18 protein-coding genes and 1 riboswitch are annotated in these 19,831 nt (G+C 61.2%); of the genes, 10 read left to right on the forward strand and 8 right to left on the reverse strand.

All coding sequences use genetic code 11. From position 1 onward, the window contains the following. Positions 1–55 precede the first annotated feature (55 nt). The 4 genes from R1A29_RS26785 (at position 56) to R1A29_RS26800 (ending at position 4,574) form a co-directional block, all read left to right on the forward strand. Entirely contained in the window at positions 56–1,051 is a 996-nt protein-coding gene (locus R1A29_RS26785; RefSeq protein WP_085709116.1) for an ArsR/SmtB family transcription factor, read from the forward strand. Positions 1,052–1,069: 18 nt separating this feature from the next. Then, complete coding sequence (metK, locus tag R1A29_RS26790) at positions 1,070–2,260, forward strand: methionine adenosyltransferase (protein WP_011336330.1); 1,191 nt, start codon at positions 1,070–1,072, stop codon at positions 2,258–2,260. 175 nt (positions 2,261–2,435) lie between these two features. Then, entirely contained in the window at positions 2,436–4,082 is a 1,647-nt protein-coding gene (gene ligB / locus R1A29_RS26795) for an NAD-dependent DNA ligase LigB (protein WP_438302090.1), read from the forward strand. Positions 4,083–4,178: 96 nt separating this feature from the next. Further along, positions 4,179–4,574, forward strand: coding sequence for a DUF1090 domain-containing protein (locus R1A29_RS26800; protein ID WP_085731609.1), 396 nt, complete (start codon positions 4,179–4,181; stop codon positions 4,572–4,574). A gap of 52 nt (positions 4,575–4,626) precedes the next feature. Here R1A29_RS26800 and R1A29_RS26805 read toward each other — a convergent pair whose 3' ends face one another. Continuing rightward, positions 4,627–5,076: a c-type cytochrome gene (locus R1A29_RS26805; protein ID WP_114886040.1), complete on the reverse strand. Its 450-nt coding sequence runs from the start codon at positions 5,074–5,076 to the stop codon at positions 4,627–4,629. A 128-nt stretch (positions 5,077–5,204) separates the two neighbouring features. On the opposite strand from R1A29_RS26805, the gene mltA reads away from it, so the two are divergent. Next, complete coding sequence (mltA, locus tag R1A29_RS26810) at positions 5,205–6,377, forward strand: murein transglycosylase A (protein WP_438300023.1); 1,173 nt, start codon at positions 5,205–5,207, stop codon at positions 6,375–6,377. Positions 6,378–6,426: 49 nt separating this feature from the next. On the opposite strand, the gene R1A29_RS26815 is transcribed toward mltA, so the two are convergent. Together R1A29_RS26815 and R1A29_RS26820 are read right to left on the reverse strand one after the other, a co-directional pair. Beyond that, on the reverse strand, positions 6,427–6,810 hold the full coding sequence (locus R1A29_RS26815; RefSeq protein WP_438300024.1) for an MAPEG family protein: 384 nt from the start codon (positions 6,808–6,810) through the stop codon (positions 6,427–6,429). Between the two features lie 35 nt (positions 6,811–6,845). Then, on the reverse strand, positions 6,846–7,679 hold the full coding sequence (locus R1A29_RS26820) for an EamA family transporter (protein ID WP_248742269.1): 834 nt from the start codon (positions 7,677–7,679) through the stop codon (positions 6,846–6,848). 236 nt (positions 7,680–7,915) lie between these two features. On the opposite strand from R1A29_RS26820, the gene R1A29_RS26825 reads away from it, so the two are divergent. Beyond that, positions 7,916–9,181 carry a cation:proton antiporter gene (locus tag R1A29_RS26825; RefSeq protein ID WP_438300025.1) on the forward strand — a complete coding sequence of 422 codons (1,266 nt, stop codon included), beginning with the start codon at positions 7,916–7,918 and terminating at the stop codon, positions 9,179–9,181. Here the strand turns inward: R1A29_RS26825 and R1A29_RS26830 are convergent, their stop codons facing one another. Continuing rightward, complete coding sequence (locus R1A29_RS26830) at positions 9,182–10,069, reverse strand: formate/nitrite transporter family protein (RefSeq protein ID WP_438300026.1); 888 nt, start codon at positions 10,067–10,069, stop codon at positions 9,182–9,184. A gap of 73 nt (positions 10,070–10,142) precedes the next feature. Further along, entirely contained in the window at positions 10,143–10,550 is a 408-nt protein-coding gene (locus tag R1A29_RS26835; RefSeq protein WP_007959686.1) for an acyl-CoA thioesterase, read from the reverse strand. A gap of 190 nt (positions 10,551–10,740) precedes the next feature. After that, positions 10,741–10,839, forward strand: a riboswitch (S-adenosyl-L-homocysteine riboswitch). 22 nt (positions 10,840–10,861) lie between these two features. Here R1A29_RS26835 and ahcY point away from each other — a divergent pair. From ahcY to R1A29_RS26855, 4 genes are all read left to right on the forward strand, one after another. Then, positions 10,862–12,271 (forward strand): adenosylhomocysteinase, encoded by a 1,410-nt coding sequence (gene ahcY, locus R1A29_RS26840; RefSeq protein ID WP_085709106.1) that lies wholly within the window; start codon positions 10,862–10,864, stop codon positions 12,269–12,271. A gap of 192 nt (positions 12,272–12,463) precedes the next feature. Then, positions 12,464–13,309, forward strand: a complete 846-nt coding sequence (metF, locus tag R1A29_RS26845) for a methylenetetrahydrofolate reductase [NAD(P)H] (protein ID WP_114886047.1) — start codon at positions 12,464–12,466, stop codon at positions 13,307–13,309. Positions 13,310–13,477: 168 nt separating this feature from the next. Further along, positions 13,478–14,290, forward strand: a complete 813-nt coding sequence (locus R1A29_RS26850) for a substrate-binding periplasmic protein (RefSeq protein ID WP_438300027.1) — start codon at positions 13,478–13,480, stop codon at positions 14,288–14,290. Between the two features lie 222 nt (positions 14,291–14,512). Further along, positions 14,513–16,390: a DEAD/DEAH box helicase gene (locus R1A29_RS26855; RefSeq protein ID WP_248739960.1), complete on the forward strand. Its 1,878-nt coding sequence runs from the start codon at positions 14,513–14,515 to the stop codon at positions 16,388–16,390. A gap of 68 nt (positions 16,391–16,458) precedes the next feature. Here R1A29_RS26855 and R1A29_RS26860 read toward each other — a convergent pair whose 3' ends face one another. From R1A29_RS26860 to R1A29_RS26870, 3 genes are all read right to left on the reverse strand, one after another. Further along, positions 16,459–17,052 (reverse strand): YceI family protein, encoded by a 594-nt coding sequence (locus R1A29_RS26860; RefSeq protein WP_438300028.1) that lies wholly within the window; start codon positions 17,050–17,052, stop codon positions 16,459–16,461. Between the two features lie 31 nt (positions 17,053–17,083). After that, positions 17,084–17,635 (reverse strand): cytochrome b, encoded by a 552-nt coding sequence (locus R1A29_RS26865; protein ID WP_011336344.1) that lies wholly within the window; start codon positions 17,633–17,635, stop codon positions 17,084–17,086. Between the two features lie 248 nt (positions 17,636–17,883). After that, entirely contained in the window at positions 17,884–19,680 is a 1,797-nt protein-coding gene (locus tag R1A29_RS26870) for a flavin monoamine oxidase family protein (protein WP_438300029.1), read from the reverse strand. Positions 19,681–19,831: the final 151 nt, after the last annotated feature.

Here is a 19,831-nt window from a genome sequence, read left to right on the forward strand (position 1 = left end):
ACTTTTTGATATTGGCCTTGCGGTGTTTTCCGGCCGTCTCTAGACTGCTGGCCCTATGAACTTACGCGTGCCTTCCATTCGCCATGACGATTGCGACGAGCTGGCGGCCCTGTGCAAGGCCGGCGGTGATCCGCTGCGGCTGAATGTATTGCGCGCCCTGGCCAACGATTCGTTCGGCGTACTGGAACTGGCGCAGATTTTCGATATCGGCCAGTCCGGCATGAGTCATCACCTCAAGGTGTTGGCACAAGCCGATCTGGTGGCGACTCGCCGCGAAGGCAATGCGGTTTTCTATCGTCGCGCCCTGCCCCACACCGAGTTGCTGGGCGGCAAGTTGCACGCGGCGTTGTTAGAAGAAGTCGACAATCTGGCGCTGCCGGCCGACGTGGAAACCCGAATCGCACAGGTCCATGGGCAACGTGCTGCCAACAGCCAGGACTTTTTCGCACGGGTCGCAGAGAAATTCCGCGCCCAGCAGGATTTGATTGCCGGCCTGCCGCAGTACCGTGAAAGCGTGCTGGCCCTGCTCGACAAACTGAACTTCAATGGCGCTGCCACGGCCATTGAAGTCGGCCCCGGCGATGGTGCATTCCTGCCGGAACTGGCGCGTCGCTTCGGCACCGTAACCGCACTGGACAACAGCGCGGCGATGCTCGAACTGGCCCGCCAGGTATGTGAACGTGAAAAGCTGACTAACGTCAGCCTGCAATTGGCCGATGCATTGAATGGCGTGAGCCTTCAGGCCGATTGCGTGGTGTTGAACATGGTGTTGCACCATTTCGCCGCGCCGGCCGAAGCGCTCAAGCACATGGCCAGCCTGCTGCAACCGGGCGGTAGCCTGCTCGTGACAGAGTTATGTAGCCACAACCAGAGTTGGGCCAGGGAGGCCTGCGGTGATCTGTGGTTGGGGTTTGAACAGGACGATCTGGCCCGTTGGGCCACCGCTGCGGGACTCGTTCCCGGGGAAAGCCTCTATGTAGGCTTACGTAATGGTTTCCAGATCCAGGTCCGCCACTTTCAGCGGCCGGCTGGCGACACTCACCATCGGTAAATTCAGGAAAACATCGAGATGAGCGAATACTCCCTCTTCACCTCCGAGTCCGTGTCTGAAGGACATCCGGACAAAATCGCCGACCAGATTTCCGATGCAGTGCTGGACGCCATCATCGCCCAGGACAAACACGCACGCGTTGCCGTGGAAACCCTGGTCAAGACCGGCGTGGCCATCGTTGCCGGTGAAGTGACCACCAGCGCCTGGGTCGACCTCGAGCAGATCGTTCGTGACGTGATCTGCGACATCGGCTACACCAGCTCCGACGTCGGCTTCGACGGCGCTACCTGCGGCGTGATGAACATCATCGGCAAGCAGTCCCCTGACATCAACCAGGGCGTTGACCGTGCCAAGCCTGAAGATCAGGGCGCCGGCGACCAGGGCCTGATGTTCGGCTACGCCAGCAACGAAACCGACGTGCTGATGCCGGCACCGATCACCTTCTCGCACCAGCTGGTTCAGCGTCAGGCCGAAGCCCGTAAATCGGGTCTGCTGCCCTGGCTGCGTCCGGACGCCAAGTCGCAAGTGACCTGCCGTTACGAAGGCGGCAAGGTTGTCGGTATCGACGCCGTGGTTCTGTCGACCCAGCACAACCCTGAAGTGTCGTACAACGACCTGCGCGAAGGCGTGATGGAGCTGATCGTCAAGCACGTGCTGCCTGCCGAACTGCTGAGCAAGGACACCCAGTTCCACATCAACCCGACCGGCCAGTTCATCATCGGCGGCCCGGTGGGCGACTGCGGCCTGACCGGTCGCAAGATCATCGTCGACAGCTACGGCGGCATGGCCCGTCACGGCGGCGGCGCGTTCTCCGGCAAGGATCCATCGAAGGTTGACCGTTCGGCTGCCTACGCTGGCCGTTACGTTGCCAAGAACATCGTGGCTGCCGGCCTGGCCGAGCGTTGCGAGATCCAGGTTTCCTACGCGATCGGTGTGGCCCAGCCTACTTCGATCTCGCTGAACACCTTCGGCACCGGCAAGATCAGCGATGACAAGATCATCAAACTGGTCCGCGAAGTGTTCGACCTGCGTCCATACGCGATCACCACCATGCTCGACCTGCTGCACCCGATGTACCAGGAAACCGCAGCCTACGGCCACTTCGGCCGCGCTCCGCAGACCAAGACTGTTGGCGAAGACACCTTCTCCACTTTCACCTGGGAAAAAACCGACCGCGCCGACGCCCTGCGTTCCGCTGCCGGCCTGTAATTTTCCTGGCGGTACAAAAAGCCCCGCACGGCTCGCCGTGCGGGGCTTTTTCATGGCCGCGAAACACCCGGCAAAACAGCCGACCGGCCCGCTGGAAAATCCCGGCTAGCCTTCAGGTATCTCCCTGAGCAAGGACGCTCACGATGCTGGCCACACTGCACCTTTTTTCTTTTCCCTGCTGCTTTCCATCCACCTCGGCGCCTTCGCTGGCGATTGCCCCACCTGGCCAGCCGACCGGGCCCGAAGCGAAATCACTGCCCTGCAACAGCAGATCGATCAATGGGACGACGCCTATCACCGTGAAGGCCGGTCACTGATCGCCGATGAACTCTACGATCAGTCCCGCATCCGGATTGGCGAATGGCGCCAGTGCTTCAAACTTCCATCACCGTCCAAGCCGTTACGGACTGCGGCTGGCCCGGTCGCGCACCCGATCGCCCATACCGGCCTCGACAAACTTCACGACGCTACCGACATCGAAGCCTGGCTGCGCGACCGCAAGGACGTCTGGGCGCAACCCAAGGTCGATGGTGTGGCCGTCACGCTGATCTATCGCGCCGGGCGGTTGCAGCAGGCGATCAGTCGCGGCGACGGCGTACGCGGGCAGGACTGGACTGCCTCAGCACAAAAGATCAACGCCATTCCCCGACAGCTGACGCAACCACTGGACCTCTCGGTGCAGGGCGAACTCTATTGGCAACTGAACGACCATATCCAGGCCCGAGCCGGCAGCGCCAACGCCCGCGCAACAGTCGCCGGCCTGATGGGCCGCAAGGATCTCAGTGCCGAACAGGCAACGGGTATCGGGCTGTTTGTCTGGGACTGGCCGCTGGGGCCGAACAGCCTGAAAGAGCGAATCACGACACTGGCAACACTGGGCTTCGCCACAACAGAACCTTACAGCCAACCCGTCAGCGGTCTTGCCGATGCGCAGCAGTGGCGCGACCACTGGTATCGCTCGCCACTGCCCTTTGCCAGCGACGGCATCGTCCTGCGTCAGAGCCAGCGTCCTGCTGCCGAACGCTGGCAGGCGCGCTCGCCTTACTGGGCCGTGGCCTGGAAATACCCATTCGCCCAGGCGCTGGCCGATGTGCGCAAGGTCGATTTCAAGGTCGGTCGCACCGGGCGCATCACCCCTGTGCTGGAACTGGCGCCGGTCATGCTCGACGACCGCCAGATCAGGCGGGTCAGCGTCAGTTCACTCAAACGCTGGCAGGAACTGGACATTCGTCCCGGCGATCAAGTGGCGATCAGCCTGGCCGGGCTGACGATTCCGCGACTCGACAGCGTCGTGCTGCGCAGCACGGAACGCGTCGAATTGAACGTTCCTCTCGCCAGCGACTTTCACCCGCTAAGCTGCTGGCAACCGACGCCCGGGTGCGAAAGTCAGTTCCTCGCGCGCCTGATCTGGCTTGGCGGCAAGCAAGGGCTGGCACTGCCCCATGTCGGTCGTGGTACGTGGGAGAAACTTCTGGATACAGGCCGCCTGAACAACCTGCTGGATTGGTTGGCCCTTGACGAGCCAGAGCTTGCTAAGATTGCCGGCCTCGGCGAGCGCAGCAGCGCCCGCCTGCTCCACAGTTTTCACAGCGCTCGCCAGCGGCCGTTCACCCAGTGGCTCAAGGCCCTGGGACTGCCGCCGACCGGTCAGGCTACTTTGGCTGATTCATGGCAAGCGCTGGCACAACGAAATACCGAACAATGGCAGGCAGAACCCGGAATCGGCCCCGGTCGCGCAGCGCAATTGAGCGCTTTTTTCCGCGACCCGCAGGTGCTGGCCCTGAGTGAAACCTTACGCGCCGCCGGAATCGACGGCTTCTGAACATGCATCCCGGTACGCCGGGAACCCAACGGTCGCCGAAGCGCTCCAACAGCGCAGTGCCTTCCAGACCCGATTGCCTTTGCACATGGAGCTTTTATGAAATTTCTCGCACCGCTCGCCATGCTGACTCTTTGCGGCGTAATGGCCGCACCCGCGATGGCTGGCGAAGACGCCCCGGGCCTGACCGGTTGCGCCGCCAAGAAACAAGGCATCATCAATCAGATCGAACAGGCCAAATCCCGTGGCAACGCCGACCAGCAAGCCGGCCTCGAAACCGCCCTGCGCGAAGTCACCGAACACTGCACCGACGCCGGCCTGAAGAAGGAACGTGAAAACAAGGTGCTCGACGCCAAGCACGAAGTGAGCAAGCGCCAGGCCGATCTCGACAAGGCCATGAAGAAAGGCGACCCGGAGAAGATCGACAAGCGCAAAAACAAGCTCGCCGAGTCTCGCAAGGAATTGCAGGACGCGCTGGACGAACTGGACAAGTAATCCGCCAGGCAATGTGCGGTGAAAGAGTTCTCTCCGTCACCGCACCTCAGGATCAATGATCCCGAAACTCTTTATGGCAGGCACTGCAGGCATCTTCGACCTTCTGCACCGCCGGCCCCAGGTTGCTGGCCTTGTAAGGCTGAACCTTGCTGGCGATCACCAGTTCACCGGTGGCCGCCTCAAGGGTGCGGGCCATTTCCTGGAAACGTGCCTGTCGCTGCCAGACATCGTCCTTGGCGCTAGTGTGATCTTCTTCGCGCACCGACGGGAAATGCTTCCACGGCTCATGGGACAGTGCGTCGAGCTTGACCGCGCCTTCCGTGAATTTCGGCCCGTCGAAGGGGATGCGTCCGCGCAGCATGCCGCCCAGGTCTTCGCCGGTCTTGAGCATCTGCTTGAAGATCGCTTTGCGCTGACCCAGCGGGGAGTTGGGATCAACACCGCCGCAGGCGGACAAGGTCAGACAGGCCAGCAATACAACAGAAAGTCTTTTAAGAGTCATGGTGGCTTCAGGTCACGGAATTCGGCGGCCAGTATCCTCGCGTCACCGCCAAACACCAATAGCCCTATTAATAATATGGGTTGCTGGCGCGCATGGAGCACGCCTGCAACCGACACAGGAAATTCTCCATGAACAGCCGTTTCAAGGCCTGGCGCCACCCACTCATCGCAACCCTGCCGCTGCTGGCCATTCTTGCCGGCTGCACCGGAGGCGACAGTGCCAAGCCGAAAACCCACGCACTGGCCACTTACTCCAGCGCCACCTGGGAAGCCCTGCCTGCGGTTTCCGACAACGATCTGGTGGCCGGTTTCGGTTCGTGGCGCAGCGCCTGCACCCGGCTCAAGGCTGACCCGATCTGGGGCGCCACCTGCGCGGCGGCGGCCAATGTGCCGCAAAACGCCGGCGACATCCGTACGTTCCTCAAGCAGCACCTCGATGTGTTCGGCCTGCGCGCCGAAAATGACAATCCCAACGGTCTGATCACCGGCTACTACGAACCGGTCTACCCCGGCAGCCTGACGCAAACCGCAACCGCCAACGTGCCGGTGTACGGCGTGCCTGAAGACATGATCATCGTCTCCCTGGACAGCATTTACCCGGAGCTGAAAGGCAAGCGCCTGCGCGGACGCCTCGAAGGTCGCGTGCTCAAGCCTTATGACGACGCCGCGACCATCGAGAGCAAAGGGGTCAAGGCGCCCGTAGTGGCGTGGCTGACCGATCCGATGAACCTGCAATTCCTGCAGATTCAGGGTTCGGGGCGGATTCAGACCGATGACGGCCGGCAACTGCGCATCGCCTACGCCGACCAGAACGGCCACCCGTACCGGCCGATCGGCCGCTGGCTGGTGGAACAGGGCGAGCTGAAGAAAGAAGACGTGACCATGGGCGCCATCAGCAACTGGGCCAAGGCCAACCCGTCGCGCATTCCTGAATTGCTCGGCAGCAACCCGAGTTATGTGTTCTTCACCCGCAACCCGGACAGCAACGAAGGCCCGCGCGGCTCGTTGAATGTGCCGCTGACCGCCGGTTACAGCGCGGCGGTGGATCGCAAGGTGATTCCGTTGGGCAGCCTGTTGTGGCTGTCGACCACTCGCCCTGACGGTACGGCGCTGGTACGGCCGGTGGCGGCGCAGGATACCGGCGGCGCAATTGCCGGCGAAGTTCGTGCGGATCTGTTCTGGGGCACCGGCGATGCCGCCGGGCAACTGGCCGGCGACATGAAGCAACAAGGGCAGATCTGGATGCTCTGGCCAAAAGGCGCGGCATTGCCGCAAGTGCCGCAGGTGGCCGACAAACAGTAAGCGAAACGCAAAGGATCGCAGGCCTCGTCAGCCTGCGATCCTTTCAGCGTCAGATCGAAACGAAGAAGAAACTGGCAATCAGCCCCATCCCGACAAACCACACCAGCGACCGCAGTACCGCCCAGTCCGCCAGATAGCAAATGATGTACAGCAGGCGACTGGTGATGAACAGCACTGCCAGCACATTGACCGTCACCAACTGCGCCGTGCCCACCAGGTGCGCGACGATCACCGCCGCCGCAAAGGCCGGCGTCACTTCAAAACTGTTCAGTTGCGCCGCATGGGCCCGTCGGGCCACACCGTTCAGGCTTTCGAGAAAATCCCGGGGATCGTGATTGTCGCTGAGCCGATAACCACCGACAGCCTTGGCCACGCCCGTGCACACATAGGGCAGAAAGATCGCAATGAAAACGCACCACAGAGCCACCGTCATAACGCCGTCCTTTTTCAGTTTTTAGAGTTGGCGGGTCAGAACTTCATTACCAGCATGCCGATCAGCACCAGCCCACAGGCTAAGAGCCGTGGCCGGCCGAAAGGTTCTTTCAGGTAACGCATGCCGAACAGCACCACCAGAATCACGCTGATCTCGCGCAACGCCGCCGCTTCGGCAATCGACCCCAGCTGCATCGCCCACAGCACCAGAGCGTAGCTGAACAACACGCAGAACCCGACCGCCAGCCCCAGCTTCCATTGTTCGCGCCAGAACTGCAGGAACGCCGGACGCTTGGCCACCCACGCCAGCATCGGGAACGGCCAGGCGCTGAGCAGCGTGACCCAGACCAGGTAATCCAGCGGATGCGACCAGCGCCGCAAAGCCTGGCCATCGATGTAGGTGTAGCAGCCGATGCACAGCCCGATCAACGCCACCACCGGCAGCATCGACCACGGCAGGTGTTTCCCGCCACCGCCCTGCCAGAGCAGGCAAGCCATGCCCAGCGGGATCAGCATGATTCCGAAGATCTGCTGGGTGGTCAGCACTTCGCCGGCGAAGATCAGGGTCAGCGCCAGCACCACCAGTGGCGACAATCCACGCATCAACGGATAGACCAGCCCCAGGTCGCCGACCCGATAGGCCTGGATCAACAGATAGCGATAAAGCAGCTCGAACGCCGCCGACGCCAGAATCCACGGCCAGATTTCCTGCGGCGGCAGGCTGATGAAAGGAAATGCCAGCGCGACGAACAACAGCGCCACGGTGTCCATGCAGGCCACCACCAGCAACCGCTCGGCGCTGAATTTGATCAGGGTATTCCACGCGGCGTGCAACAGCGCCGCCACTAACACCAGAGCTGTCGCCAGCACGTGTCACTCCTTCATTCTTGTTTTTGAACCTGAGCCATTTGATCAGGTCTTTGAATCGCGATGTGTCAGCCGTTGTTTATACGTCAAGCGATCGCGCCGCAACCGATCACGTACAGACAATTCTCAAAAATCCAGCCTGGGCGCCACAATTGTGCCCCCACCCGGAGTCTGCCCATCCAACCCTTGCGTCCACGAACGGGCGCGCTGTCTTTCCACCCCCATCCAAAGGACCCCGGATGCTTGAACTTGTCGCCGCTTTCATCTGCCTCACCACCCTCCTCACTTTCGTGAATTTCCGCTTCATCGGTTTGCCGCCGACCATCGGCGTGATGGTTACCGCACTGATGTTTTCCCTGTTGCTGCAAGGCCTGAGCCTGCTCGGTTATCCCGGCCTCGAAGAGCGCGTGCAGCAACTGATCGGCCAGATCGATTTCGGTGATCTGCTGATGAACTGGATGCTGTCGTTCCTGCTGTTCGCCGGCGCCTTGCACGTCAACCTGAACGACCTGCGCAGCTACCGCTGGCCCATCGGCCTGCTGGCGACCTTCGGCGTACTGATCGCCACCGCCGTGATCGGCAGCCTCGCCTACTACATCTTCGCCCTGTTCGGCTGGCACGTGAGCTTCCTCTACTGCCTGTTGTTCGGCGCACTGATTTCCCCGACCGACCCGATCGCGGTGCTCGGCGTGTTGCGGACGGCCAATGCCTCGAAACCGTTGAAGACCACCATCGTCGGCGAGTCGCTGTTCAACGACGGCACTGCCGTGGTGGTGTTCACCGTGTTGCTGGGCATCGCGCAACTGGGCGAAACCCCGACCATCGGCGCTACCGCCATGCTGTTTGCCCATGAAGCCATCGGCGGCGTGCTGTTCGGCGGGCTGATCGGTTATCTGGTGTACCTGATGATCAAGAGCATTGAGCAGCACCAGATCGAAGTCATGTTGACCCTGGCGCTGGTGATCGGCGGCTCGGCGATGGCCACCGAGCTGCACGTCTCGGCGCCGATTGCGATGGTGGTCGCCGGTCTGATCATCGGTAACCTCGGTCGCAACCTGGCGATGAACGACATGACGCGCAAATACCTGGACGGTTTCTGGGAGTTGCTCGACGACATGCTCAACGCCCTGCTGTTCGCGCTGATCGGCATGGAGCTGTTGCTGCTGCCGTTCAACTGGCTGCACGTGGCGGCGGCAAGCTTGCTGGCGCTGGCGATTCTGTTGTCGCGCCTGCTCACCGTGGCCCCGGCCATCGTTCTGTTGCGGCGCTGGCGCACGGTGCCGCGCGGCACCATCCGGATCCTGACCTGGGGCGGCTTGCGTGGCGGTGTTTCCGTGGCGTTGGCTTTGGCCCTGCCGCTGGGCCCGGAGCGCGATCTGCTGCTGAGCATCACCTACATCGTGGTGCTGTCGTCGATCCTGTTGCAGGGTCTGACCATCGGCAAACTGGTCAAGCACGCCACCCGTGATGAACCGGTCACCACTGCCGAACCTGCGCACCACTGATCATTTCTTGATCTGCTGCGGGTCGGGCTTTTCCGCCTGATCCGCAGACTCCTTCGGTTTGCCGCTTTCGCTGCGGATCTGCGCATGGCTGATCAGGGCGAAGATGAAACTGCCGCCGATGATGTTCCCCGCCAATGTCGGCCCGGCAAACACCGCCCAGAAATCACTCCACGGCAACTCGCCGGCAAACACCAGATACGACACTTCCGCCGACCCGACCACGATGTGCGTGAAGTCGCCGAGCGCCATCAGGTAGGTGATGAGGATGATGATCCACATCTTCGCGCTCTCCATGGACGGGATCATCCAGACCATGGTGGCGATCATCCAGCCGGAAACGATGCCTTTGGCGAACATCTGACTCGCATGGTTTTCCATGACTTTGCGACCAATCTCAAGGAAGGCGTGGTCAGTCTTGCTGTCGAAGATCGGCAGTTCGAGCATCACGTAGGCCACCAGAATCGTCCCGCACAGGTTGCCGAACAGCACCACCGTCCAGAGCCGGATCAGGCGGCCGAAATTGCCGAGCGTCGGTTTGGTCATGACCGGCAGAACAGCGGTCAGTGTGTTTTCGGTGAACAGCTGCTGGCGAGCCAGAATCACCGCGAGGAAACCGGCGCAGTAGCCGAAGCTAGCGATCACCTTGAACTCGTCGCCCTCGGGCAGACGCGAATTGAGCAGGCCCATGCCCATCAGCGACAGGCCCATGGTAAGCCCGGCTGCCAGCGCCGACCACCACAGCGCGGCGATGCTGCGCTCCAGTTCCTGATCGCCCTGTTTGCGGATGATTTCATGCAGGACCGCCGCCCGGGGCGGCTGGCTTTTCTCGACTTCGTGTTGTTCCTTGGCCGAGAGGTCGGGAGTCTTGCCGTCTGTTGGCGTGGTCATGGCGGGAAACCGGTGGCGGAGTCATAAAGCTACGACACGCGCCATTCGGCTTCCGTTCTGTGGGGGGCACCGATTACTCGGTAACGGGTGTTTCATCCTTGAACTGATCTTTGACGTATTTGATCTCGGTCCGCCCGTGCGGCGCCGGCAGGCCGTCTTCGCCGAGGTTCACAAAAACCATCTTCTCGACGGTCAGGATGCTCTTGCGGGTGATCTTGTTGCGCACTTCACAGGTCAGGGTGATCGAGGTGCGGCCGAACTCGGTGGCGGTGATGCCCAGTTCGATGATGTCGCCCTGGCGCGAGGCGCTGACGAAGTTGATCTCGGAAATGTACTTGGTCACCACGCGCTGGTTGCCCAGTTGAACGATGGCGTAGATCGCCGCTTCTTCGTCGATCCAGCGCAGCAGGCTGCCGCCGAACAGGGTGCCGTTGGGGTTGAGGTCTTCGGGTTTTACCCACTTGCGGGTGTGGAAATTCATGGGGGGCGCCCTCCGAGGTGTTTGTGCAATAGGTTTACCCCCCAGCTTCAAGCTTCAAGCGACGAGCTGCAAGTTAAAAGCCGAGCCGCTGTTACTTGTCGCTTGCAGCTTGCAACTCGCAGCTCAAAGAAAGCTATAATCGCCCCCGTTTCAAAACGGTAACCTTCACTTGATACCGTTTTCCCGCCACCTGTCCGAGGGGCGCTGCAGCAGGTTCAACCTGTCAGGCTCGGATGGGGCGTTGACTGGCTCAGGCCGGACACTAAACGCACAACGGCGCCCATTCGCATACATTACGAATGGAGGCTCTCATGAGCGCTGTTATCACGCCTGCAGATTTTAACGATTACAAAGTTGCCGACATGTCCCTGGCTGCCTGGGGCCGTCGCGAAACCATCATCGCCGAGTCGGAAATGCCGGCCCTGATGGGTCTGCGCCGCAAGTACGCTTCCGAGCAGCCGCTGAAAGGCGCAAAAATCCTCGGCTGCATCCACATGACCATTCAGACCGCCGTGCTGATCGAAACCCTGGTTGCCCTGGGTGCCGAAGTTCGCTGGTCGTCCTGCAACATCTTCTCGACTCAGGATCAGGCCGCCGCTTCCATCGCCGCTGCCGGCATCCCGGTTTTCGCCTGGAAAGGTGAAACCGAAGAAGAGTACGAGTGGTGCCTGGAGCAGACCATCCTGAAAGATGGCCAGCCATGGGACGCCAACATGATCCTCGACGACGGCGGCGACCTGACCGAGCTGCTGCACAAGAAATACCCACAGGTTCTGGACCGCGTTCACGGCGTGACCGAAGAAACCACCACCGGCGTACACCGTCTGCTGGACATGCTGGCCAAGGGCGAACTGCGCATCCCGGCCATCAACGTCAACGACTCGGTGACCAAGTCCAAGAACGACAACAAGTACGGCTGCCGTCACAGCCTGAACGACGCCATCAAGCGCGGCACCGACCACCTGCTGTCCGGCAAGCAAGCGCTGGTCATCGGCTACGGTGACGTGGGCAAGGGCTCGGCCCAGTCCCTGCGTCAGGAAGGCATGATCGTTAAAGTGTCCGAAGTCGACCCGATCTGCGCCATGCAGGCCTGCATGGACGGTTTCGAACTGGTTTCGCCGTTCATCGACGGTATCAACGACGGCACCGAAGCCAGCATCGACAAAGCGCTGCTGGGCAAGATCGACCTGATCGTGACCACCACCGGTAACGTCAACGTTTGCGACGCAAACATGCTCAAAGCCCTGAAGAAGCGCGCCGTTGTCTGCAACATCGGTCACTTCGACAACGAAATCGACACCGCTTTCATGCGCAAGAACTGGGCATGGGAAGAAGTGAAGCCACAGGTACACAAGATCCACCGTACCGGCCCGGGCGCTTTCGACGCGCAGAACGATGACTACCTGATCCTGCTGGCCGAAGGCCGTCTGGTGAACCTGGGCAACGCCACTGGTCACCCGAGCCGCATCATGGACGGTTCGTTCGCCAACCAGGTTCTGGCGCAGATCTTCCTGTTCGGCCAGAAGTACGCCGACCTGTCGCCAGCCCAGAAAGCCGAGCGCCTGACCGTTGAAGTACTGCCGAAGAAACTCGACGAAGAAGTGGCCCTGGAAATGGTTCGCGGCTTCGGCGGCGTGGTCACTCAACTGACCAAGCAACAGGCTGACTACATCGGCGTGACCGTCGAAGGCCCGTTCAAGCCGCACGCTTACCGCTACTAAGACGAGAGCAGCTGCGAGCTTCAAGCTTCAAGCGGCAAGCAAGGTCAAAAGCCGAACTTGCCGTACGGAGCTTGAGAGCTCTGCCCCTATTTCAAAAACAGTTTCAGGCAGCAGGTTTCACGCACGAGAGATCAGCGCACCTCCGCTTCTCTCGAAGCTTGTAGCTTGCCGCTCGTAACTGGAGGTCCCCCGATGTCCCAAGACCGTCGCTACAGCTTCGAGTTCTTCCCGACCAAGACCGATGCCGGGCATGAAAAACTGCTCGCCACTGCCCGTCAGTTGGCCACCTACAACCCTGATTTCTTTTCCTGCACCTACGGCGCCGGCGGCTCGACCCGTGACCGCACGCTGAATACCGTGCTGCAGCTGGAAAGCGAAGTCAAAGTACCCGCCGCACCGCACCTGTCGTGCGTCGGCGACAGCAAGGACGACCTGCGCGGCCTGCTGAACGAGTACAAGGCTGCCGGCATCAAGCGCATCGTTGCCCTGCGTGGCGACCTGCCGTCCGGCATGGGCATGACCAGCGGCGAGCTGCGTCACGCCAATGAACTGGTTGAATTCATTCGTGAAGAAACCGGCAATCATTTCCACATCGAAGTGGCCGCTTATCCGGAGATGCATCCGCAAGCTCGCAACTACGAAGACGATCTCGCCAATTTCGTGCGCAAGGCCCGTGCCGGCGCCGACAGCGCGATCACCCAGTACTTCTTCAACGCCGACAGCTACTTCTACTTCGTCGACCGTTTGCAGGCGCTGGGCGTGGACATTCCGGTGGTTCCAGGGATCATGCCGATCACCAACTACAGCAAACTCGCGCGTTTCTCCGATGCCTGCGGTGCGGAAATCCCGCGCTGGATCCGCAAGCAACTGGAAGCCTACGGCGATGACAGCCAGAGCATTCAGCGCTTCGGCGAACAAGTCGTCAGCGAAATGTGCGAACGCCTTCTGCAAGGCGGCGCTCCTGGCCTGCACTTCTATTCCATGAACCAGGCCGAACCCAGCCTGGCGATCTGGAACAACCTGAAGTTGCCACGATAAAACAGCGGCAAGCTTCAAGCTGAAAGCCACAAGCAAGATCAAAAGATCGCAGACTGCGCCAATGCCTAAAAGCGTTTCGTAGGTGCGATCTTTTGCTTTTAAGGCCCGAAACAGAGCTTCTGCAGCCAGTTTCTGGCTCTTTGGCGTTTCTCGTCGTAATCTCAAGTCATGCCTTTGATCACGCAGTTATTCGCCGTGCTGGTTTTTGCTTGCCTGAGCTTTGCGGCTCGAGGCGAGAAGCTGCGTATCGTCACCGAACCGTGGGCGCCGTACGTTTACGAAGAGAACGGAAAGAACCTCGGGCTGGACTACGAAACCACAGCCATTGTGTTCAAACGTCTGGGCATCGATGTCGAATGGCAGTTCCTGCCGTGGAAGCGTTGTCTGTCGATGCTCGAAACCGGCCAGGCCGACGGTGCGCTGGACATCTTTCACAGCGACGAACGCGACGCCACCCTGCTCTACCCGAGCGAACCGCTGTCGGACGTCGAGTTCGTGATGTTCTACGCCAACGACCGACCGCACCCTTTTCGCAGCCTTGAAGACCTCAAGGGCCTGACCGTCGGCACCTCGCCGGGTTATCTGTACAGCCCGGACTTCAGTGAATCGCCCCTGTTCAACCGGGAACCGGCCCCGACCCACGAAGCCAATTTCGGCAAACTGGTGCGCGGGCGCATCGACCTGCTGATCACCGATCGCCGCGTGGGCCAGCATTTGCTCGATGAACTGAATATTCGCGATCAGATCACCGAAAACCCCACCGTCATCAGCCGCCAGAGCCAGTTTCTGGCCGTGCGGCGCAATGCGGGAATGGATTTGCTGGTGCAACGCTTCGGCGCTGAGCTCAAGCGTTTCAAGCGAGAGCCGGCCTATGCCGAGCTGAGCGCGCGCTACGGTGCAGCCCCGGTTTCGGAAAAACCCTTGAGCAGCGCCACCGCCAGCGGCAAAACCGTTGAGCAGCAGGAAAGCGGCGCGCGGTGATTGCTCTGTTATACTCCGGCGTTCCCGCCAGGCTCACGCCCGGACGCCCGGAACCGTAACAGGCCTCCCGACCCGCTACAGCGCAGCTTTTCAGCCCGCGCGAGCGCTCCGGACGTGCCTTCGGAACCGCAGCAGGACCGGACGGGATTGCGTCCTCTTAAACGCCATTCGCGCCAGGCAAGACTCCCATTGGGCCAAGCCCTAACTAAAACAGGATTACTCATGTCCTTTGCTTCCCTCGGTCTCTCCGAGGCTTTGGTCCGCGCTATCGAAGACGCGGGCTATACCGAGCCTACTCCGGTGCAACAGCGGGCCATTCCCGCCGTGTTGCAAGGTCGCGACCTGATGGTTGCGGCACAGACAGGTACCGGTAAAACCGGCGGTTTCGCCCTTCCGATCCTGGAGCGGCTGTTCCCCAACGGTCACCCGGACAAATCCCAGCGCCACGGCCCACGCCAGCCGCGCGTCCTGGTCCTGACCCCGACCCGCGAACTCGCGGCCCAGGTACACGACAGCTTCAAGATCTACGCCCGTGACCTGAAATTCGTCAGCGCCTGCATCTTCGGCGGCGTCGGCATGAACCCGCAGGTTCAGGCCATGTCCCGTGGTGTGGACGTACTGGTTGCCTGCCCGGGTCGTCTGCTCGACCTGTGCGGCCAGGGCAGCATCGATCTGTCCCACGTTGAAATCCTCGTGCTGGACGAAGCCGACCGCATGCTCGACATGGGCTTCGTCCATGACGTGAAGAAAGTCCTCGCCCGCCTGCCGGCCAAGCGCCAGAACCTGCTGTTCTCGGCGACCTTCTCCAAAGACATCACCGACCTCGCCGGCAAGCTGCTGCACAACCCGGAACGCATCGAAGTGACGCCGCCGAACACCACGGTCGAGCGCATCGAACAACGCGTCTTCCGTCTGCCGGCCAGCCACAAACGTGCGCTGCTGGCTCACCTGATCACCGCCGGCGCGTGGGAACAGGTACTGGTGTTCACCCGCACCAAGCACGGCGCCAATCGTCTGGCCGAGTACCTGGACAAACACGGCCTGCCGGCTGTCGCGATCCACGGCAACAAGAGCCAGAACGCCCGCACCAAAGCCCTGGCCGACTTCAAGGCCAACCAGGTACGCATCCTGGTTGCCACCGACATCGCGGCGCGCGGCCTGGATATCGACCAGTTGCCACACGTGGTCAACTTCGAACTGCCGAACGTCGATGAAGACTACGTGCACCGCATCGGTCGTACCGGCCGTGCCGGTCGTTCGGGCGAAGCGATCTCGCTGGTCGCGCCGGACGAAGAAAAACTGCTGAAAAGCATCGAACGCATGACCAAGCAGAAAATCGCCGACGGCGACCTGATGGGCTTCGATGCCAGCACCATCGAGGCCGAGAAGCCTGAAGTGCGCGAGCGTCCGGACATGCGCAACCCGCGCAACGGTCGAGGCCCGCGCGGCGACGGCCCGAATGGCGGCGGCGGTGGCGGCGGTCGTAAAGACAAAGGCAAAGACAAGGGCAAGGAAAAACCTGCCGGCGAACGCGGTGAGCGTGGCGAGCGTCCAGCCCGTCAGCAGAAACCGCGCGAAGGCACCCCGGCCCGCGAACAGCGTCAGCCAAGCCAGCCGCCACGTGCTGCGGCTGATCGTGCACCGGACGAGTTCCTCGACGACGATATCGATAACTTCGGTAACCGCGTTGATTACGTGCCGAAGCAGGCACCTGCCGGTGGTCGCAACCGTCGCCCAGGCGCTCCGGCGCAAGGCGCAGGTTCGGGCGCCCCACGCGGCGGCCAGTCGCAAGGTCGTCAGAACGGCCCGCGCAACAGCAACGGTTCGAGCACCGGCACCCCGCCGGGCAAACGCAACGGCCCGCGCAACGGTGCCCCGCGTGACGGTCAGGGTCGTCGCGATGAAAACTCGCGCAACCGCCGTCCGGCCCGTGATGATCAGCAACGTGCCGAACCGGCCGTGCAGAACCCGCGCAGCAGCGGCCCGAAGATCATGCACAAGGAATCGAAAGCCGACCGCTTCCCGACGCCTGAGCAGCTCGATCAACTACCAAGCCGCCCACGCGGTGAGAAGCCGGCCTTGCTGACCCGCAATCGCTGAGTTTCGACAAGGCAATAAAAAACGCCCCCGGTCGCAAGACCGGGGCGTTTTTGTGTGTCAGGCGAAAATTACTTCGCTTTGACACCTTCGAACGAGATGTACAGGTCGACTTTGTCGGACTGTGGACCCAGGTCCATCATCTTGCCGAAATCAGAACGCTTGATGCTGGTGGTGCCTTCGAAGCCGGCACGGTAGCCGCCCCATGGATCCTTGCCTTCACCCAGGAAAGTGGCCTTGACCACGATTGGCTTGGTCACGCCGTGCAGGGTCAGGTCACCGGTCACGTCAGCAGTGTCTTTGCCATCGGCGTTCTTGCCGGTGGATTTGACGCTGGTGGAGACGAACTTGGCGTCAGCGTATTTGCCCACGTCCAGGAAGTCTTTGCTGGCGATGTGCTTGTCACGCTCGGCGTGGTTGGTGAACACGCTGGCGGTTTTCACGTCGAACTCGATCTTGCTGTCTTCAGGCTTGGCAGCATCGAAGCTGAACTTGCCGCTGATGTCCTTGAAGGTACCGGTGATGTAGCTGTAGCCCAAGTGGCTGATCTTGAAGTCGACGAAGGCGTGCTGGCCTTCTTTGTCGACGGTGTAGTCAGCGGCCATTACGTTGGCGGACAGCACGGCAGAACCGATTGCCAGAGCGGCCAGAGTCTTTTTCAACATGCTTTCTTTTCCTTTGAGTCGAGGTTGAACTTCAGGCTTTGCGACCGAGCATTCGAGTGAGGGTCGCATCACGATCGATAAAGTGGTGCTTCAATGCTGCCAACGCATGGAGGCCGGAAAAAATTACCAGCGCCCACGCCAGGTACAAGTGAATCACCCCGGCGGTATCTGCCTGATCCGGTAGTCCGGAAACCAGTGCAGGAACTTCAAACAGGCCAAACACCGGAATCCCGACACCGTCTGCGGTGGAAATCAGGTAACCGGCAATCATCACGGCGAACAGCGCGAGGTACAGAAACCCGTGGCCGAACTTTGCGCCGATGCGGGTCATGCGGCTGTAGCTCTGCAGCGTTGGCGGCGGTGGGCTGACAAAGCGCCACAGCACCCGCAACACCATCACAGCCAGCAGCACCAGACCGATGCTCTTATGCAGATCCGGCGCGTCTTTGCGCCAGGTGCTGTAGTAATCCAGCCCCACCATCCACAGACCGAGCGCGAACAGCCCGAAGACCGCCAGCGCCACACCCCAGTGCATGAAGATGCTGACCCAACCGTAGCGCGAAGAAGAGTTACGTAGCTGCATTGCCCAAATCCTGTGAGAACTGCGAACCAAGACTAGCGAGTTATCTATCGAATTAAAGCGGAAAATTTCGCTTTGAAATATCGAGAAATACGATCAAGAGTCTTGAACAAGGGAGTTAAGGAAAGATTAAAGGGGAAAAGTGTGACGGGAGATTAGCTGGCGGGCGAGCAAACACAGAATGCTTGCTGTTTCACAGGCAATAAAAAAGCGCGGCCTGAAAGCCGCGCTTTTTCATTCACCGCAAAGCCTTACTGCGCTTTGGTATCGGTCGCTGCCGCCGGGGCCGCAGCCGGTTTGGCGGCTGGCTTCTTGGCCGGTTCAGCCTTTTTCGCTGCCGGTTTGGCCGGGGCTTTTTTCGCCTCGGTTTTGGCTGCAGGTTTCTTCGCTGCTGGCTTGGCCGGTGCTTTCTTGGCTGGCTCGGCCTTCACCGGGGCCGCTGGCTTCGGCGCTTCCACCGGGGCTGGCGCAGGTGCCGGAGTCGGTGCAGGCGCCGGAGCGGCTGGAGCAGGTGCCGGCTCTGGGGCTTTTACTGGCTCCGGTTTCTTCTCGTCATCCGAACCACCGAACAGGTTGGTGAAGAAGTTGCCTTTCTTCGCCGCCGTGGCCGCGCCCGCTGCGCCTGCCGCCGCTGCTGCGGTGGCCGCCGCCGGGCCGACCTTGATCGGTTCGAAGGATTTGCCCGCCGCCAGGTCTTCAACCTGACTGGCCGCACGCTGACCGGTGCGCAGTGCGCCTTCCAGGGTGCCCGGATACAGGGTGTCGGTGTGCTCGCCGGCAAATGCTACGCGCTGCAGCGGACGCTCCCACAGGCGCCAGTATTTGCTGATCTGGCCCGGGCCGAAGGCCAGGTACGAACCACCGGTCGACGGGTCGGTGCTGTAGCGACGGATTTCATAACCGGTGAACGCGCCACGGGCCTGTGGATAAAACGCGTGCAGACGGATCAGCACCTGATCGACCATCTGCTTGTCGCCGAAGGCCTGCATGACGCGGGCGTTGTCGCCGGACAGGTTGATCACCACGTTGGCGCCGCCCTTCAGGGCCGGCTCGATCCACAACATGCCCAGACCGGTGTTGCTGTAGATCTCGCCGGACATCCGCGCCTTGCTTTCCCAGACCGGCGTCTTGAACTTCAGCATGATCTGGTCGCGCCAGCCGTAGTTGGTGCCCTTGATCGCGGCCAGGTGCTGGGCATCCAGGGCCGGAGTCAGCTGGATCTTGTCGAGGGCGCGCAATGGCACCGCCAGCACGACGTAGTCTGCCTGGTAGCCCACGCTGCCGACCTTGACGGTCACGCTGTCCTTGTCCTGGACGATCGCGGAAACCGGCGAGCTGGTCTTGATGGTTTTCAGCTGTTTGACGAAGGCCTGGGCCAGCACCGGGCTGCCACCGACCAGACGCGAAGCGCGCATGTCACGGTCGGACACGCCGCGATAAACACGGCTCTGCTGTGCGTAGTACAGCAGCGACAGACGCGACGGTTCGTCGTAATGGGTGCGGATATCCTGGTTGATCAGCTGACGCGCAGTGGCAGGCAGGTTCTGCTTGTCGAGCCAGCTCGATACGTTGATCTGGTCCAGCGCGTGCAGGGTGTTGGTCGCCGCAGGGTTCTGCGGATCGTCGATCGAGCGCGCCAGATCGTCACGGGTTTTCTCGAAGGTTTTCAACGCCTGCGCGGTAGCCGGTTGCTTGGTGGCCAGGTCGGCGGCGGAGAAATACTCGCCATCGATCAGGTAGCCAGGGGTACGCACGAATTCAGGGGCTGGCGTGGTGCTCAGCTTGAAAGTCGAGACGTACTTGTTCAGCACCGGCTGCGCCTTGTCGTTGCCGATCCACTCGCTGGTGGCCATGCCCGAGCGACCGCCCAGGCTCGGTTTGGCTTCCAGCAGCGTGACCTGCCAGCCCTTGTTCTGCAGTTCGTAAGCCGCGGTCAGGCCCGACAGGCCGCCGCCGATCACGATCGCGGTTTTTTCCTTGGCCAGCGCCGTAACGCTGAAAAGCCCCAACACCACAAGCGCACAGGCGCGCAGCCAACCGACAGACATTCAGCGAACTCCGGAAAAACACGTAGGAAAAAAGCAGTTTTGCGGGTCAGTCGACCCAAAGAACCGCGAAGAATACGTCAGCCATCAAAACGCCGCCAGCGACGTCTATCGGCCCATACAAAGTAGCTCAATCGACGCAATGGGTTGTCCC

This window comes from Pseudomonas sp. NMS19W (assembly GCF_051554255.1).
GTDB classification, from domain to species: Bacteria; Pseudomonadota; Gammaproteobacteria; order Pseudomonadales; family Pseudomonadaceae; genus Aquipseudomonas; species Aquipseudomonas kribbensis.